The sequence below is a fragment of the Kitasatospora sp. NPDC085879 genome, from assembly GCF_040686255.1.
Lineage (GTDB): Bacteria > Actinomycetota > Actinomycetes > Streptomycetales > Streptomycetaceae > Kitasatospora.
Map to the genome: position 1 here is coordinate 1 of NZ_JBFBJZ010000068.1, position 15,089 is coordinate 15,089.

General features: G+C 71.6%; 20 protein-coding genes. 16 read left to right on the forward strand and 4 right to left on the reverse strand.

Features of this window, described 5'->3' with window-relative positions; all coding sequences use genetic code 11:
- Positions 1-224: 224 nt before the first annotated feature.
- The 5 genes from AB0P35_RS34225 to AB0P35_RS34245 all read left to right on the forward strand — a co-directional run bounded on the left by AB0P35_RS34225 (position 225) and on the right by AB0P35_RS34245 (position 4,771).
- Positions 225-599, forward strand: a complete 375-nt coding sequence (locus AB0P35_RS34225; RefSeq protein ID WP_095877593.1) for a hypothetical protein — start codon at positions 225-227, stop codon at positions 597-599.
- Complete coding sequence (locus AB0P35_RS34230; protein WP_363518705.1) at positions 596-2,956, forward strand: helix-turn-helix transcriptional regulator; 2,361 nt, start codon at positions 596-598, stop codon at positions 2,954-2,956. Before AB0P35_RS34225 ends, AB0P35_RS34230 begins: the two co-directional genes overlap by 4 nt.
- A gap of 6 nt (positions 2,957-2,962) precedes the next feature.
- The gene (locus tag AB0P35_RS34235; RefSeq protein WP_095877591.1) at positions 2,963-3,499 is read left to right on the forward strand and encodes a DNA-binding protein; all 537 of its coding nucleotides are present in this window, start codon (positions 2,963-2,965) and stop codon (positions 3,497-3,499) included.
- Positions 3,500-3,656: 157 nt separating this feature from the next.
- Complete coding sequence (locus AB0P35_RS34240; protein WP_095877590.1) at positions 3,657-4,310, forward strand: HAD-IA family hydrolase; 654 nt, start codon at positions 3,657-3,659, stop codon at positions 4,308-4,310.
- 92 nt (positions 4,311-4,402) lie between these two features.
- Positions 4,403-4,771 (forward strand): hypothetical protein, encoded by a 369-nt coding sequence (locus AB0P35_RS34245; RefSeq protein WP_095877589.1) that lies wholly within the window; start codon positions 4,403-4,405, stop codon positions 4,769-4,771.
- Positions 4,772-4,814: 43 nt separating this feature from the next.
- On the opposite strand, the gene AB0P35_RS34250 is transcribed toward AB0P35_RS34245, so the two are convergent.
- Positions 4,815-5,462: a TetR/AcrR family transcriptional regulator gene (locus tag AB0P35_RS34250; RefSeq protein WP_095877588.1), complete on the reverse strand. Its 648-nt coding sequence runs from the start codon at positions 5,460-5,462 to the stop codon at positions 4,815-4,817.
- A 109-nt stretch (positions 5,463-5,571) separates the two neighbouring features.
- On the opposite strand from AB0P35_RS34250, the gene AB0P35_RS34255 reads away from it, so the two are divergent.
- Positions 5,572-6,225, forward strand: a complete 654-nt coding sequence (locus AB0P35_RS34255) for a hypothetical protein (RefSeq protein ID WP_095877587.1) — start codon at positions 5,572-5,574, stop codon at positions 6,223-6,225.
- Positions 6,226-6,534: 309 nt separating this feature from the next.
- On the opposite strand, the gene AB0P35_RS34260 is transcribed toward AB0P35_RS34255, so the two are convergent.
- Positions 6,535-6,888, reverse strand: coding sequence for a hypothetical protein (locus tag AB0P35_RS34260; protein WP_363518710.1), 354 nt, complete (start codon positions 6,886-6,888; stop codon positions 6,535-6,537).
- 239 nt (positions 6,889-7,127) lie between these two features.
- Between AB0P35_RS34260 and AB0P35_RS34265 the strand changes: the two genes are divergently transcribed.
- The 9 genes from AB0P35_RS34265 to AB0P35_RS34305 all read left to right on the forward strand — a co-directional run bounded on the left by AB0P35_RS34265 (position 7,128) and on the right by AB0P35_RS34305 (position 12,012).
- Positions 7,128-7,370, forward strand: coding sequence for a hypothetical protein (locus AB0P35_RS34265; RefSeq protein WP_095877585.1), 243 nt, complete (start codon positions 7,128-7,130; stop codon positions 7,368-7,370).
- The gene (locus AB0P35_RS34270; RefSeq protein ID WP_095877584.1) at positions 7,342-7,866 is read left to right on the forward strand and encodes a DUF6879 family protein; all 525 of its coding nucleotides are present in this window, start codon (positions 7,342-7,344) and stop codon (positions 7,864-7,866) included. The genes AB0P35_RS34265 and AB0P35_RS34270 overlap by 29 nt, the downstream gene beginning before the upstream one ends.
- A 28-nt stretch (positions 7,867-7,894) precedes the next feature.
- Complete coding sequence (locus AB0P35_RS34275; RefSeq protein ID WP_095877583.1) at positions 7,895-8,743, forward strand: helix-turn-helix transcriptional regulator; 849 nt, start codon at positions 7,895-7,897, stop codon at positions 8,741-8,743.
- A 150-nt stretch (positions 8,744-8,893) separates the two neighbouring features.
- Positions 8,894-9,106, forward strand: coding sequence for a hypothetical protein (locus tag AB0P35_RS34280; RefSeq protein WP_095877582.1), 213 nt, complete (start codon positions 8,894-8,896; stop codon positions 9,104-9,106).
- A 56-nt stretch (positions 9,107-9,162) separates the two neighbouring features.
- Positions 9,163-9,405, forward strand: coding sequence for a hypothetical protein (locus AB0P35_RS34285; protein WP_095877581.1), 243 nt, complete (start codon positions 9,163-9,165; stop codon positions 9,403-9,405).
- Positions 9,406-9,454: 49 nt separating this feature from the next.
- Positions 9,455-9,667: a hypothetical protein gene (locus tag AB0P35_RS34290; protein ID WP_363518715.1), complete on the forward strand. Its 213-nt coding sequence runs from the start codon at positions 9,455-9,457 to the stop codon at positions 9,665-9,667.
- 213 nt (positions 9,668-9,880) lie between these two features.
- On the forward strand, positions 9,881-10,045 hold the full coding sequence (locus tag AB0P35_RS34295) for a hypothetical protein (RefSeq protein WP_179419748.1): 165 nt from the start codon (positions 9,881-9,883) through the stop codon (positions 10,043-10,045).
- A 270-nt stretch (positions 10,046-10,315) separates the two neighbouring features.
- Positions 10,316-10,738 carry a DUF6193 family natural product biosynthesis protein gene (locus tag AB0P35_RS34300; protein WP_257019565.1) on the forward strand — a complete coding sequence of 141 codons (423 nt, stop codon included), beginning with the start codon at positions 10,316-10,318 and terminating at the stop codon, positions 10,736-10,738.
- A gap of 242 nt (positions 10,739-10,980) precedes the next feature.
- Positions 10,981-12,012, forward strand: coding sequence for a hypothetical protein (locus AB0P35_RS34305; RefSeq protein WP_363518719.1), 1,032 nt, complete (start codon positions 10,981-10,983; stop codon positions 12,010-12,012).
- A gap of 725 nt (positions 12,013-12,737) precedes the next feature.
- Here AB0P35_RS34305 and AB0P35_RS34310 read toward each other — a convergent pair.
- Complete coding sequence (locus AB0P35_RS34310; protein WP_095877578.1) at positions 12,738-13,397, reverse strand: hypothetical protein; 660 nt, start codon at positions 13,395-13,397, stop codon at positions 12,738-12,740.
- A 302-nt stretch (positions 13,398-13,699) separates the two neighbouring features.
- Between AB0P35_RS34310 and AB0P35_RS34315 the strand changes: the two genes are divergently transcribed.
- Entirely contained in the window at positions 13,700-14,164 is a 465-nt protein-coding gene (locus AB0P35_RS34315; protein ID WP_095877577.1) for a hypothetical protein, read from the forward strand.
- Positions 14,165-14,278: 114 nt separating this feature from the next.
- On the opposite strand, the gene AB0P35_RS34320 is transcribed toward AB0P35_RS34315, so the two are convergent.
- Entirely contained in the window at positions 14,279-15,079 is an 801-nt protein-coding gene (locus tag AB0P35_RS34320; RefSeq protein WP_095877576.1) for a hypothetical protein, read from the reverse strand.
- Positions 15,080-15,089 lie beyond the last annotated feature (10 nt).

The window sequence follows — 15,089 nt, forward strand, 5'->3', positions numbered from 1 at the left end:
CATCGAGGTGCTGGAGCAGCACGAGGACGTCGCCCTGGTGCTGATGGACATCATGATGCCGGAGATGGACGGCTACGCGACCACCGAGGCGATCCATCTCCGTGACCGATCGTCAGCCATGTCCGTTCGCACCTTCGTTGGATTTTATGAGTTGATAAACGGATATGATCTGCGTTACGATTGCATCGTACGGCTTACCATGTCCCGGCTTGGGGAGGGCTCTCGTGCTCGCAGTGGACGTCCGGCAGGCACTCAGGGGAGGCGAGACGGTCCTGGAGGGCGCGTCCCGCTGGTGGCGGTTCGGCGAGCAGACGATCGCCGATCACGGCGACTTCCTGCTCGCGTTCGTCGACGGCGGCGTGTGCGTCGGCGCGTTCGAGATCCGCAGCGCCGAACAGGACCCGCAGGCCGGCGGCAAGTACGCCTTCGACCTCGCGCCCGCCGCCCGGTTCCGCTGGGCGCTCGGCGAGCGACTCCCGCTGCCGCCCGGCCGCAACCCCGCCCGGATCATGACCGGCGCAGCGCTGCGCACCTTCCTCGACGCCGACCCCGGCCGGGCCCCGCTCCCGGCGGCCCCCACCTCGGAGAGCGGGCGATGACCGACACCCCGGACGCCATCGACGCGCTGCTCGGAGCCGGCCCGCGCCGCACCGTCGCCCTGCCTGAGCCCGCCGAACGCGAATGGCTGCGCACCGAGTACGGGCTGACGAAGGCCGAGACCGCGAAGGCCCTCGGCGTCAGTACCAGCACGTTCACCGCCTGGGAGTCGGGCCAGCGCGACCCGCAGGGCGAGGGCCGCGCCGCCTACGCCAAGCTCCTTGAGGGCATGGCCGCCCGCCTCATCCCCACACCCCCAGCAGAGCCCGCTTCCGCTTCGGCCCCGGCGCCCGCGCATGCCCCGGCTCCGGCCCCGATGCCCGCGTCGATCCCGGCGGAGCTGGACCGGACGCCGTCGGGTGAACTTGTCACCGCCCCGGTGCAGCCCTGCGTCCGGTGCGGACGCCCCACCCCCTATCGCGCGGCCGGCCAGCCGATGCACGTGGGCGGCTTCTGCGCCCCCGCCGCTACGCCCGCTGCTGCTGTCCCCGCCGCCGCCGTCCCGTCCGCGCCCGTGGCTGCGGAAATCGCTGCGCCCGCGCCTGCCCGCCGGCCGGCGCCCGCTGCTGCTCCGGCCCGGGCGGCGCGCCCATCCTCGTCCTCGCGTTCGAGTGCCCGCCCGACGCGGAAGGCGGCGTCCAGCACGGCTGCTCCGGCGAACGACGCCCGTGCCGCGGCGGCCGAGAAGTTCCCGAACGGGCCGCTCGCCGTCGTCGACCCGGCCCCGTCCGGCCGTGGCCTGATCGCGCACCTGGTCGACGGCCGCACCCTCGACATCCCGGCCGTGATGACGCTGCCGGAACTCACCGAGTGGACGCTGACCGCGGGCCTCGGCGAGGTGCGGCTGCACAAGCACGGCAAGGACGGCGACCCGCTGATCGTCCTCACCGACGCCGCCGCGACCCTGCTCGGCCTGCCCCCGATGGGCAGCGACGCCGACGGGCACTTCGAGCGCCGCCTCGGCCGCCTCCCCGAGACCCACAAGACCGTCAAGGCCCTCACCAAGGCGGGCTGGCAGCTCACCCAGCGCGGCTTCGGCCCCTGGGCCCGCGTCTACCGCACCCCCGACGGCGCCAAGCGGAGTTGCGTCCAGTACTGCATCCCCGCCTGGGCCGCCCTCACCTCCGCCGGCTGGAACATCCCCGCAGGCCTCGATCCCGCCCAGCTCGCCGCGCTCCTCGGCGGCTACGCCGAACGCGTCATGACCCCCCGCGGCTCCACCGCCGTCACCGGCCTCTCCCTGATGGAAGCGCTGCGCCCGCCGACCCGCGCGGTGCGCACCGAGACGGGCTGGACCTCGGGCCTGGTGGAGGGTTCGCGCTCGCGGGCGTTCGACCCGGCGCCGCCGGAGGCCCCCGCCGAGCACCCGGTCGCCCAGGACCGCGACCCCGCCGACGTCCTGGTCACCGAGGCGTGGGACTGGATCCGCCCCGAACAGGCGATCGGCGACGGTGAGCGGGCCCTGCCGCACGTCGTCGGCCTGGACATCAACACCGCCTTCCTCGCCGCCGCCGGCCGCCTGACGATGGCCCTGTCGGAGCCGGTGCACGAGCTCAACCCCATCTTCGACCCGAAGATCCCCGGCAGCTGGAAGTGCGACTTCTCCACCGCCGAGCTGGACCCGCGGCTGCCGAACCCGTTCACCCCGGACGGCCTGCCGCCGACCGGCCCGGCCTGGTACACCACCGCGAAGGTCGCCTACGCCCGCGAACTCGGCCTTGCCGTGGCGCCGACTGAGGGCTGGCTGCGGCACGAGTCCGGTCCGTGGCTCGACCCGTGGCACAAGCACCTGCGCGCCGCCTACCTCACCACCATGGACCGGCTCGGCGTGCCGCTGGACCTGGGGGAGCAGGACCCGGAGGCGTTCCTGGCGGCGATGGCCGGCCTGCAGGAGCACGGCGACCCGGTCGAGCTCGCCATCCTGGCCGCGGTGAAGGCGACCGCGAAGGGCGGCGTGGGCAAGCTCCGCGAGCGCCCCCGCGGCGCCTCCTACCGACCCGGCCAGCGCTGGCCCGCCCTCGAGCGCCCGACCTGGGACCCGCTGAACCGCGCGCTGATCATCGACACCGCCACCGTCAACCAGCACCGCAAGATCCGCCGCCACGCGCAGGCCACCGGCCGGTTCCCGCTCGCGATCCTCTCCGACTGCACCGTCTACCCGTCCCCGGGCCCCTCCGCCCTGGACCTGCTCCGCGGAAGCGACGGGACGCTGACGACGGTGTGGCGCCTCGGGATCTCGCCGGGCCTGTGCAAGCACGAGGGCACCCAGAGCATGGACTGGGCCCTCGAGTTGATCGCCGAGGACACCAACCCGGGCCGGCACATCAAGGGCGGCGACGCCGTCGCCGAGGGGGAGTAGCCAGACATGGATGCCATCGACCGGGGGCTGGAACGCGCCCTGCAGACCCAGCCCATCCCCAAGACCCTCCCGGGCCGGATCAATTTCCTGATCCGGCAGTTGAAGGGTACCCGGGCCGTTGCCGCTCACCTGGGCGTGTCGATGCGCTCGGTGGAGCGGTGGCGCAAGGGCGCCGGCATCGGGACGGAGAACGCCCGCAAGGTCGAGGACGCGGTGCGCGAGCGCTGGCAGCCCCGCGTCCGCCGGCGCGTCCGCGAGGCCGCGGAGGCCCGTGGCTTCACTGTTGAGGTCATGGCCTTCTTCGGCTACACCTCCGCGGGCCTGTCCACCGACGACCCCCGTGAGCGGATCGTCACCCAGCGGCTGCCCGGCAGCGTCGCCCGCGACCTGTTCGTCGCCCGCGACCGCGGCGCCACCCCACAGGAACAGGAACAGATCATCGCCGAAGGCCTCGGCCGGGCCTACTTCCAGGACGGCGGCCGCCGCGCCCGCGGCCTGCAGGTCACGTTGACCGGCCTGGAGTGGGCCGACTTCTCCGTCTGACTCGCGGCCCACGCCCGGCGCTGCGGATCCCACCGGATTTGCAGCGCCGATGATCACTCGACACGGTCCGAGGACTGAGCCGAGGACGCTGCTCGCGATCTCTTCGCCGCCTGCTGCGGGTACGGTCTGGAGCGGGGGGCAACGCGAGGGGCGTGGCATGGCGGGTGGGACCGGGCCGGGGACGGCGTACCGGGGGCTGATCCTGGACTTCGCGGGTGTGCTGACCACGGGGGTGCTGGAGGCGCACCGGCAGTGGTGCGTGCAGCAGGGCCTGGATGCGGAGGCGTGGCGCAGCGCGCTGAACCACCACCCGGAGGGCCGTCGGCTGTATGCGGCGCTCGAGTGCGGGGCGATCGGGCAGGCGGAGTGGAACGTGGGCACGGCGGCGATCCTGGGGGTGGAGGCGGAGAATCTGATGGGCCGGGTCTGGGCCGGGGTGCGCCCGGCCGCGGGGATGATTCGGCTGGCGAAGTCGGCGCGGGCGGCCGGCTACACGGTGGCGCTGCTGTCGAACTCCTTCGGCCTGGACCCGTACGACCCGTATGCGGCGGCCGGGGTGTGGGAGCTGTTCGACGTCGCGGTGATCTCGGAGCGGGAGCGGGTGGCCAAGCCGGACCCGGCGATCTACCGGATCGTGCTGGAGCGCATGGGTCTGCCCGGGGAGGCGTGCGTCTTCGTCGACGACCATCCGGTGAACCTGCCGCCGGCCGAGGCGCTCGGCATCACCACCGTGCTGGCCGAGGACGAGACGCAGAGCGTCGCCCGGCTGGAGGAGCTCCTGGGCGTGAGCACGGCCGCCGTCGCCGCCTGACCGGCGACTCGTTCCCGAGCTCGCTTCCGACGCTCGGTCAATTTCCGTACCCGGAGCTGCTTCGTGGCTCGGTCGCGCATCTCCTGGACGGCTTGGGGATCGTTCGCGGCGTCGGCGTCCATGATGGTCGCTGCGCCGTTGCCGAGGTCGACGACGTGGTGCTCCATGGTGCCCGTGGCGGCGATGGCCAGGACGACGAGGAGTTCGTTGGTGACGTCTTGGGTGAGGTGGACCTTGTCCTCGTCGTCGAGGTCGAGGTGGCCTTCCCCGTCGGGTGCGGCGAGGACGGCGAAGGAGCGGCTGACGAGGTTGCGCAGGACCCGGAGCTGGTCCGGGTTCATGCGGGCCTGCCAGCCCTGCTCGGTCTTGCTGGGGGCGTCGAGGACGGCCTCCAGAGCCGGGCAGAACTCCGCGGACGTCGGACAGGACGGCTGTTCGTTTGTGCATGGCCACCCCCGTGAGGGTGGGGTCCACGGGCCGCACGTTGTGCGCCCCGCGCGTGGTTCAAGCGCCAGGTGCCGACGGCCGGGCGAGGGTCGCGAAGCCGGCGCAGAGCAGGCGGACGCTCCGGGTGAACTTCTCGTCCTGGCTCAGGCGGGGGAACGTGGGGCCCATGAGCAGGGGGAAGCGCTCGCACAGGTCGGCGTGTAGTTCGGCGGTGACGGGCGGCGGAGCGGTGGGTTGGTTCTGCTCCTGGAGGACGAAGCCGGTGACGTGGCTGAGGAGGGTGTCGGCGGCGACGGCGCCGTCCTCGGCGGGCAGGCCGGCGTCGCCCAGGGTGGCGAGCAGGCGTTCCATCAGCGCGAGTGCGCCGGTGCTCAGCATGCCGGGGCTCTCGGCGAGGAGCCGGGCGCCGCCGGGATGCTCTCCGATGCTCCGGCGCAGGCCGGCGGCCTGGGCGTGGACGCGGTCCGGCCAGCCGGCGGTGGACGGGAGTGCGGCGAGGGCCTCGGTGCCAGCGTCGTACGCCCGGCGGCAGATCCGGTCGGCCATCAGGGCGAGCAGTTCGTCCTTGCCGCGGACGTGGTAGTAGAGGCTCCCCGCGTGGGTGTCCAGTCGGTCGGCGACCTGACGCATGGACAGGTGGTGATAGCCGACCTCGGCGAAGACGGCCATCCCCGCGTCGACGATGCGCCCCTTGGTGAGCTTCACCCGCCCACCGTACAGCCCTCTTCCAACGCTGTTCGAAAGCCGTGCTAGCTTGGCGCCGACAGATTTTCCAACGGCGTTGGAAAACGCCGTGATCGGGGGAGAACGGGCAATGGGGGCGATCGTCTTCAACGTGACCACAGCCGCGCTGATGGTCATGATGATCAACTGCGGACTCGGCGTGGTCGGCCGGGACACGCTGCGCGATCGTCCGCTCCCGTGGGCGGCGGTCGGCCTGACCGCGCTCGCCGTCGGGGGCGTCCTGCTCCAACTGGCCTGGCCCGGGGCGATGGACGCGCTCGACGCCGACCCGGCCAAGTCCGGCTGGTGGCGCGAGTTCACCTCGGTATTCATGCAGAACGGCGGCCTCTTCGGCGGCCTGTGGAACCTCCTCACCCTCGCTGCCGTCGCCGCGCTCGCCGAATGGCACTGGGGCGGCCGGATGGTCCCCGCTTTCTTCCTGGCCGGCATCGTGCTGCCCAGCCGCCTCGACACCGCGCTCGGCCTCGCCGACGGCCCCAGCAACGATCCGCGCAACTTCGCAGGCAGCTCCGGTGCCACCTACTTCCTCGGCGCCACCCTCGCCCTCGCCCTGCTCACCCGCACCCGCCTCCCGAAGGAAATCGCCCTGGCGGTCGGCGTCCCGGTGCTCGGCCTCGCGATGTGGCTGGCCCAGGACAACGGCCACGGGCTGGTGTCGGTGTACGGGTTCGCCCTCGGGGCGCTCGCCTGGGCAGTCCGGCGCCGACGGACTCCCAGGCCGTAGCCCGGCGCTCCCGCCGATGGACGGGACGTCAGGACCAGGACCCCACGGCCTTCGACCGGCCTTCACAGTCTCCTGGACCCGGCCTCCGGCTGAGCCGTGATCGGACCGGTCGTGACACGTGGACACCGGGTGGCACCCAGTGGCTCTCAGTAATACCGGTCCCGCCCCGGTCTACGCCTACTGCATGCCATGCTGGGCGAACTGCTGTCCATGGGCGCTTTTTTGTGGTCAGGGCCAGCGGGTGTGAGCTGGCTGATCAGTTTGGGGGGGGCGGGTGGCCCGGGCGGTGACTCGGTACCGGGGGTCACCTCAGTCCGTCTCGGGGAGGGAGAGGGCGACACCGGTACAGGCCAGCACCGTGGTGGCTGTGGCATTGAGGAAGAGCGTGAAGGCCCATGCCCGGTCCGTGGTGTCGATCCATCCGATCCGAAGCAGTTCGTCTTCCACGTCCCGGAGGAGCCCCACGGATTCGGTGAGGCCGAGCGTTGCTTGCCCGCGCTTCTGCGTGATCCGAAGCCGGGTCCGGTAGGTGTGGAACACCTGGTCGGCGGGCACCTGGCCAGGCCAGACGCCGAAGGTTGCTCCGGAGAGCAGGGCGGTGCGTGCGGGGCCGCATGCCGGCGTCTGCTCGGCGAGCATCTCGGCGAGGTCGTCGCGGGTCATGGGTCGAATTCTGGCGGGCGATGCTCGACCGACCAACTGGAAAATGGCTGGTTACACGATCCCGCCGGATCGGCAGCGGCGGGCAGTGGAGCGGACTGTCGGACCGTGACCGCCGACCAGCCGCTGTTCACCAGGCGCACCACTGTCACAATGCGTCGGAATCCTCTTGACGTAGCGTCACCCTCTGGGTGAGTGTCGGTGTGCAAGTCTGCGCAAGCCACTTGATCCAGGAGGCTGCTGTGGCACTACGGTTCATCGGCAAGGACGAGAAGTCCGGCGTCAACGGCTCGCCGACGGTGTTCGTCGACGAGGAGACGTCGGACCTGGTGTTCCAGGGATGGAGGATCGACGGGGCGACCGAGGCCGAGTGCCTGGCCGCCGGGCCGATCCCGGACCACGAGACGGTGGTGCGGATCCCGGCCCGGATGGTGCAGGCGATCAGGGAGGCGTGCGATGTCGCAGAGCGTCGAGAGCTTCGGTGACCTGCTGAGGCAGACCCGCCGCTCGGCCGTCCACCTGGAGATGCGCGACTCCTACGCGGTGGCGGGGGAGGCCGACGACTTCGAACAGTGGCAGCGCACCGGCATCGCGAACACCGACCCCGCCGCGCCCTACTGGGCGGCGTGGGTGGAGCTGGTCGCGGATGCGGTCGCCCGCGGGGTGGTGATGCGCCGGGCCCGCATCGTCTCCGAGCCGGTGTCGGACTACATCCGCTTCGAGCACGCCGGCACCGCGGTCGTCGTCGCAGCGGGGGAGCAGGTGCGGTGGCTGCCACGGCGTAGCGCCTCGGACATCGCGCTGCCGGGCAACGACTTCTGGCTGTTCGACGACCGGCTGGTGCAGTTCAACGTCTTCGCCGGGGACAGCCGCTGGGTGCACACCGACTTCACCGAGGACCCGGCGGTCGTGAAGCTGTGCAGCGCCGCGTTCGAGACGGTGTGGGAGCGCGGCGTTCCGCACGAGCACTACACCCTCTGACCACCCGCGCACCCGATCGGCCGGCTCCATGCCCTCCCTGCCCTCCTCCAGCGCCCAGGCCGCACGCGAGGCCGTCGCCGCCCGCCTGCGCGAGCTGATGCTGGACGCCGGGCTGACCGGGCAGGAGCTGGCCGACCGGTGCGGCTGGAACCCGGCCAAGACCTCCCGCATCATCAACGCCCGCACCCCGCCCTCCGACGCGGACGTCCGAGCCTGGTGCACCGCGTGCGGCGCCGACGACCAAGCCCCGGACCTGATCGAGACCTCCCGCGCGGTCGAGTCGATGTACGTGGAGTGGCGCCGCCTGCAGCGCAACGGCCTGCGCAAGGTCCAGCAGGACTTCTACGCCCTCCACGAGCAGACCGCCCTGTGCCGGGTGTACGTCTCCAACGTCGTCCCCGGCTTCTTCCAGACCGCCGCCTACGCCACCGCCCTGCTGGGCGCGGTCACCCGCTTCGTCGGCACCCCCGACGACACCGCCGAGGCCGTCGCCGCCCGCCTCGCCCGCAGCCGCTTCCTCTACGAGGGCGGCCACCGCTTCGTCGTCGTCATGGAGGAATGGGTACTGCGCGCGGCCGTCGCCGACCGCACCGCGATGGCCGGGCAGCTGCGGCACCTGCACGCGGTCCTGCCGCTCGCCTCCGTCAGCCTCGGCATCATCCCCACCGGCACCGCACGCCGCCTGTGGCCGATGGAGGCGTTCTACCTGTACGACGAGCGCCGGGTCGTCGTCGAGACGCTGACCGCCGAGATCAACGTGACCCAGCCCCGCGAGATCGCCGACTACGCCCGCGCGTTCGCCGAGCTCGCCGCAAGCGCGGTCTGGGGCACCGAGGCGAAGGCACTGATCAACGAGGCGATCAACGCAGTCGAGTGACGCCGTGCAAGCTCATGCAACTTCGTTGAGTGATCACACGGTCACTGCCTACCGTGGTTGAGGCCGCTCCACGGGAAATGAGCCGGGGCACCCCGGTCCTGGGAGCCCGCGGAGCGGCAACCCCCGTCCCTGCCGACCGTGGAGTCCGCCATGCCCGCCGCCGATCCCAGCACCGCAGCCCCGGCCTCCCACCTCGAGCCGGCCGACAACCCGGCCCTGACCCTCACCGTGTACCGGACCGGCCCGGACGGCGGCCGCCACGACATCGCCACGCACACCGTAGACCGCGGCACCGGCAGCTACGCGCCCCCCTACCCGGTCTGGCCCGACTGCACCTGTCCCCAGCACGGAGGCCAGGCCTGACCCCGCTGTCGGTCCTGACCAGGGCCGGCCTCGACCATCTGACGGAGGAACACACCGTGAGCACTACCACCCTCCCCACCAACGACACCGGCACCGAGCCCGCCGTCTGCGACGGTCTGGTTGAGCTCGGCCGGTTCCTCGCCCTCGCCGCCGCCCGTCTGGACGCCGGCCTCGGCGCGGCGGAGATGTTCAGCCCGGCCGTCGACGCCCTGTGGCACGACCTCCTCGAGGCGCCCGGCTACGCCGAGTTCTCCACCGCGGCTGCCGGACGTCCGGCCAGCTGCTGCGTGCGGCCTTGACGCCTGCCACGGGCGGCGGTGCGATGACCCTGAGCGCGAAGGAGGGGCCGTGACACCCGATGAGGACGACGACGTCGAGGACCGCGCCGGTGAAGGCGGCGCTGACCAGTTGGACAGCACACCGCAGCCGCACCATCCCGGACCCGCGGACGGTTTCTGGGTAGGGGTGCTGATCGTGATCGTGGTGCTACTCCTCTTGGTCGTCCTGGTCTCCCATATGAACTGGCACCTGGCCGACGGCCTCCCGCCCAACGACGGGTGACAGCGGCCGTCGACACCCGTGTGACTGAGCACCGTAGATGGCCAAAGTTTTCAGGCTACTTGGCCAAGATCCCGATGACCCCGCGCCGCTGGCACGCTGAACCGGATGTCGTCCGACAAGGCGGACGCGAAGGGGAGGCCGAGCGCCGTCTCCGCCTGACCGCCCCTTGACCGCCCACCCCCACAGCCCCTCTTATGGAAGGACGGCGGGGAGGTGGTCACGGTGGCCGACGGACCGAACGGCGGACGCGACGCACCGGGAACGGTGATGGCCGTGGTGCTGGCGGTGATCGTGCTCGCCCTGATGCTCTGGGGGGCGACCGCGAACGATGCCCCGCCCGGCCAATCCGGCTGCATGGCCTCCTGCGACTTGCACTGAGCCTGAATCCACCGGGCGTATTCCGGTGAGTGTTTCCGGGTGATTCCGGAGTGGGTTTCTGCTGGTGGGTGCGGGTCATCGCCGGGTGGATGGCCAAAGTTTGCAGGCTAGTTGGCCAGGCCGTGCCCGCGGGACCCAACGGGGTGGTGTTCAGCCGTACGTGGTTCCTGGCCTGGGCCGCTCTTGTGCGGGTACGGCGGGAGGGACTGCCATGTCTGCATGCGAGCGAGCCCTGGGGTCTGCGGACAACGACGGGGATGATGTGTCGCTATGGACACCACACCCCCAAGTTACGCCCTCGTCGAAGCAGGTTGGCAGAAGGTTCGCGCGGACGGGCGGGTCCGCCCGGAACTGTTTGAAGCTGCCTACGCCGAACCACTCTTGCGCCAGTTGTTTCCATGGACAGGAATGGGAGAGCTGCACTTCAGCCGCTGCACAGAGCAGCGTTGGACATGGGACATCCCCTACATCCAGCCCGCAGCAGAAGGCGAATACTGGGTCTCCGGCCCCCTGCGCAGCGAGTCTGTGGGCCCAGCGGAGACGCCGGCGCAGGCCGTCGCGATGGTGGTCGAGCGGCTCCCTCCTGGCTGCGGACCTGCCTTCGTTGGCACCCCAGAAGAACTCGCCATCCACGACGCCACGGCCCTGCCCGCCGTCCCCGAGCCTACGGACATCGACCACGCCACGGGCTGACTACCGTGCCCGGGCATATCAGACTGGCCAACAAGGTGGGGAAGGCTGGCCAACTAGCTTGCAAAGTGGCCATCTGGCTCTGTCCGCGAGAATGGGCAGCGGGTGTACACCGGTTTGGGAGACAACCGACGCCCGCGAGGGATTCGAAATGTTCACGGGTTTCGACAGCAGCACCGGCATGGAGAGTTTGCTGCCGGGGGTGCTCGCTGGCCGAGGCCGTCGGGTGTCTAGGGTCGCGTTCCATGACGAGGACCACGCCCCCGCGCCCGCTCGATGTCGAGGGGCTCTTCCCGGAACTGGCCGCCTACCGCGGTACGACGACGCGCCTGCACCCGCGTCCGGGCAGCCCGACGGTGTCGGGCAGCTCGGTGGGCGGCCCGATGCTGTGGCCGGCGGACGAACCGTGGCCGGTGTGCAGTGAGGCCCACGGCCGCGGGCGGGGCCGCCGCCCGGCCGACATCCACCGCTACCGGCGGGTCCTGTCTGCCGCATGGGCCCGGGAAGAGAACCCGGGCCCCACGGACGAGGAGCGCAAGCTGCTGGGCGAGCTGCGCCTGGAACACCGGCTTCCCGAGGTGTCGGAGACGGACCCGCTGCCGATGATCGGTCTCGCGCAGCTGTATCGGCGGGATGTTCCGGACCTGTCGGCGGGGCCGGGCGACTGCGACCTGCTCCAGGTGTTCTGGTGCCCTTTCGACGCGCACGGCCCGGGCCGGTACGACCTGGAGCTGCACCTGCGCTGGCGACGGTCCTGGGAGGTCGGCGAGGTGTTGGCAGCGCCCCCGCAACCGCTGGTCGTCGGGTACGACGGGTTCGTACCCGAGCCCTGTGTCCTGCACCCGGAGCAGGTGACCACGTACCCGTTCGCCAGCCTTCTGCCCGAGGCCCTCTGCGCCCGGATCGATGCCTGGGAGGAAGCCCTTGAGGAAGAGGCCGAGCAGTCGGTGGACGAGAATACGCCCGAGCCGGTCGGCTACCAGTACGACCTGTCCATCCCGCCCGGCTGGCGCGTCGGCGGCTTCGCCTCCTGGCACGCCACCGACCCGTACCCCATGGACTGCCAAACCTGCAGGACGCCGATGCACCTGCTGCTGACCATCGACAGCTCGGAGTGGGACGGCGGCAGTGGCAGCTGGAAGCCGCTGGAAGACCAAGAGCTGCGCACCCACCGGTACGCGACTCCCACCGAGGTCACGGTGGGCCGCTCCGGCGAGCTCAACGTCTTCGCCTGCCCCACCGATCCCGACCATCCGCACCGCTGGAGCATTCAGTAGTTCGCAGGATCGGCCCGGTGCGGCAACGTTCTCATCGACGAGCGCGGGGTGCTGTCGCTTCTCGTGAACATCGAACACGCCGCCATGCAGGTGCCTCCCGAAGTACTGAACAACTGCTGTCGAAACCGGCGAACAAAGCCACGCCAGCGACGTCTACGCCCTCGCCTCCGCCCTGTGGACCGCCGCCACCGGCCACTGGCCCCTCGACTACACCGCCGCCGGCATCGACCCACGCACCGCCACCACCACCGAACTGCGCACCGCCATCGGTACCGCAACCCTGTCCTTGCACACCGACCCCGCACCATGGCCTGCCCTGGCCGACGTCCTCGCCCCGCCCTCGACACCGACCCCTGCTGCCGGCCCCGCGCCGCGCACCTCGCCGACGCCCTGGAAGCTGCCCCAAGCCTCCACGGCCGGACAACTGCCGCCGTTCATTGAGCCCGCCGACCTGCAGTCGCAGCTCGATCAGCCGCTTGGCGCGCGGCCGCGCGGCGAGGGCACCCGGCCAGGGCAAGCTGTCTGTCCGCGTGAATGGTCCAGGCGGCGCAGCGCCGATCGCACGGGCGGGCGAGCGGGTGCCCCGAGCGCTGCAGTGCGCCCGGACACCGGGCGGTCGGTGCGCGACTGTGGCTCCACAAGGGCTGGTTGCGGACCCCCGAGCGCGGCCAGCCCCTGACGTGCCGGCGCGGCCCGTACGGTGGCCACTCCCGTACGCCGACGGGTCAGGCCTTCTGGCACCGCGTGGATCCCTTCTCTCCGCGCGCCTGGGTGACGCGCCACACTCCCTGGGCGGACTTCTCGAGGCCGAGGTTCCACTCGGTGAAGTCCCGGATCGACAAAGTGGTGGTCAGCGCCCGACCACTCGCCTTGTCCTTGGCGTAGCCCTTCGACTGGTCCTCGCAGTACGTGGCCGCCGCGTGGTCGGCGTCGGTGACCGTGATGGTGGGCGCGTAGAAGCGGGTCTCGCCGGTGACCGTCTGGTTGCGCCCCACCAGCTGGCCGATCATGTCGGCCATGCCCGACCGGGCCATGCCGTCCCAGGCGTACTTGAACGCTGCGTCCTGCGGGTCACTCTTGGCAAGTGCACCGTTGTAGGCCCGCAGCGCATAGGTGAGGGACTGCGCGACGGCGTCCTTCGCCGCGTCACCGGTGGCCGGGAACTGCACGGTGACCTTGAGGTCGGCGGGCAGGGTGACCTCCGGGGCGCCGGCGGGCCGTGTTGCGGTAGGACTCGGCGCCGCGCTCGCGGCCAAGCTCGGCGGAGCGGTCCGGGCCCCGGTGATGCTGTCGGAGCTCTTGGAGCTGCTGCACCCGGCCGCGGCAGCCAGAGCGAGCGCGGCGCAGCACAGGGCAGCGGTGCGGCGGGTGGTAGTGGATCGCATGGTGTGTCTCCGGTCCCCGTGGGTGCTCAGTACTTCGGTGCGGCCCGCGCATTCGCGGTACCACGCACCGTAATTGACGACTGTTCGAGCAACCGCATCAGCACCGGCCCGGAGGCCAACTACACCTCGACTCCGACGGAGCCATCCCGGCTGCGGTGCAGCTTCCAGACGCTCCGGATCGACTGGCGCAAAGGCCGTCGGCAAAGCCAAGGACGCTGCCGTTGTTCTTCTTCCGGCACTCGGCGCAGCAGCCTGACCGCGCGCCGGACCGGCATGTCGGAGCTGCGGCGTAGGTTCGGCCCATGGACGTCGAATCGCTGCAGGTCGAGGAGCTCGTGGACCTTACGGTCGACGAGACCGTCCGCACCGGGGACGGCACCGCGGCACAGAAGCTCGTCACCGAGCTGGAGCGCCGGGGCGAGGACGACTTGTGGCAGGGCGCGCTGTTCCTGTTCGGCGTCCTGGCCACCCGGCCGGTCTACGGCCTGCCGGAACGTGCCGGGGTGGAGCGGCTGCGGCAGGTGGCCCGTACGACGCCGGATCCGCTGACTGCCATGGTGCTGGAGTGCCTCGCCGAGCACCGGGACGCGGGCGCGGCCGCGGCGCACGAGCTGTGGCAGCTGGCTCCCGCCGAGCTGCAGCGGGCCGCGCTGCTGCAGCTGCTCATCTCGACCTGTGCCGCGGTCGGCTCCGACCACGGCACCCTCGTGCCGGCGCAGACCGTGGCCCTGGTCAAGCAGCTCATCGTGGCCGGTGCTCCGGAATGACCCGGGCTCGCCCGCCGACCAGACCGCAGCAAGATCCGGCGGCCGGGTGTGAGCGGTGGGCGACCGTGTGAGTGCCCGGCCGCATCGGCCGGGCACTCACATGCTTCGGGGCCGTCAGACGGTGGCGGCCAGCGCGACCGCGCGGGCACCGGCGGCATCGGCCCGCTTGACGGCCTTGGCGAGCGGCGCCGACGCGGTGCCGGGCTGCCAGGTCTTGGCCTGCAGCTCCTGCTGCCAGACGGTGCCGGCCTCTTCGAGGCGCTCGGCGTACTCCTCGACGGCGACGATCATCGCCCAGCCATTGCCCTGCGGCTCGCCAGCGGCCAGGCGCCGGGCCATCGACCGGACCCCGGCGGCGAGCGCGGCCCGGTTCGGCACCTCGACCGCGGTCACGAACCGGGCCGCGGCCAGTGCCGAGTTCACCGCGTCCTGGGCCCGCAGCACCATCTCCAGGTCCTTGCCGTCGAGGTCCTCACCCAGCAGCAGGTACCGGCCCTGCGCGGCGGCGAGGTCCTCGGCGACGGCCCGCTTCCCGCCGGGCACCAGCACCAGGCGCCACGCGATCGCGCCGACCAGCAGGGCGATGACGACGTAGACCCACACCGCCACCGCCACGAACGTGCCCACGGAGACCGGCGCGGTGCCCTGGGCCTTCTGGACACCGGTCATGATCAGGAACGACAGCGGGGAGATGACGACCGCCGCGCCGTAGAACAGGCCAGCGCCCTTCAGCACGCCCGGAGCGGTGGCCAGGTCGTAGGCGGCGTTCCGGGGCAGCATGGTTCCCGGCCGGCGCAAAACCTGCGGGCACTGGCGGGCCAGCCTGTGCACCGTCTTCTGCACGGACTCCGACAGACCCGGGTCCACCACGGCGGCGGCCGGGGCCTGCCGGCCCGAGCGGCTCTCGAACGACATCTGCGGCCTC

Bases quoted from the DNA above. Each gene is read 5' to 3' on its own strand.
- AB0P35_RS34230 (WP_363518705.1), top strand. From the start codon at position 596: ATGACCGACACCCCGGACGCCATCGACGCGCTGCTCGGAGCCGGCCCG.
- AB0P35_RS34235 (WP_095877591.1), top strand. From the start codon at position 2,963: ATGGATGCCATCGACCGGGGGCTGGAACGCGCCCTGCAGACCCAGCCC.
- AB0P35_RS34240 (WP_095877590.1), top strand. From the start codon at position 3,657: ATGGCGGGTGGGACCGGGCCGGGGACGGCGTACCGGGGGCTGATCCTG.
- AB0P35_RS34255 (WP_095877587.1), top strand. From the start codon at position 5,572: ATGGGGGCGATCGTCTTCAACGTGACCACAGCCGCGCTGATGGTCATG.
- AB0P35_RS34260 (WP_363518710.1), bottom strand. From the start codon at position 6,888: ATGACCCGCGACGACCTCGCCGAGATGCTCGCCGAGCAGACGCCGGCA.
- AB0P35_RS34270 (WP_095877584.1), top strand. From the start codon at position 7,342: ATGTCGCAGAGCGTCGAGAGCTTCGGTGACCTGCTGAGGCAGACCCGC.
- AB0P35_RS34275 (WP_095877583.1), top strand. From the start codon at position 7,895: ATGCCCTCCCTGCCCTCCTCCAGCGCCCAGGCCGCACGCGAGGCCGTC.
- AB0P35_RS34280 (WP_095877582.1), top strand. From the start codon at position 8,894: ATGCCCGCCGCCGATCCCAGCACCGCAGCCCCGGCCTCCCACCTCGAG.
- AB0P35_RS34300 (WP_257019565.1), top strand. From the start codon at position 10,316: ATGGACACCACACCCCCAAGTTACGCCCTCGTCGAAGCAGGTTGGCAG.
- AB0P35_RS34305 (WP_363518719.1), top strand. From the start codon at position 10,981: ATGACGAGGACCACGCCCCCGCGCCCGCTCGATGTCGAGGGGCTCTTC.
- AB0P35_RS34310 (WP_095877578.1), bottom strand. From the start codon at position 13,397: ATGCGATCCACTACCACCCGCCGCACCGCTGCCCTGTGCTGCGCCGCG.
- AB0P35_RS34315 (WP_095877577.1), top strand. From the start codon at position 13,700: ATGGACGTCGAATCGCTGCAGGTCGAGGAGCTCGTGGACCTTACGGTC.
- AB0P35_RS34320 (WP_095877576.1), bottom strand. From the start codon at position 15,079: ATGTCGTTCGAGAGCCGCTCGGGCCGGCAGGCCCCGGCCGCCGCCGTG.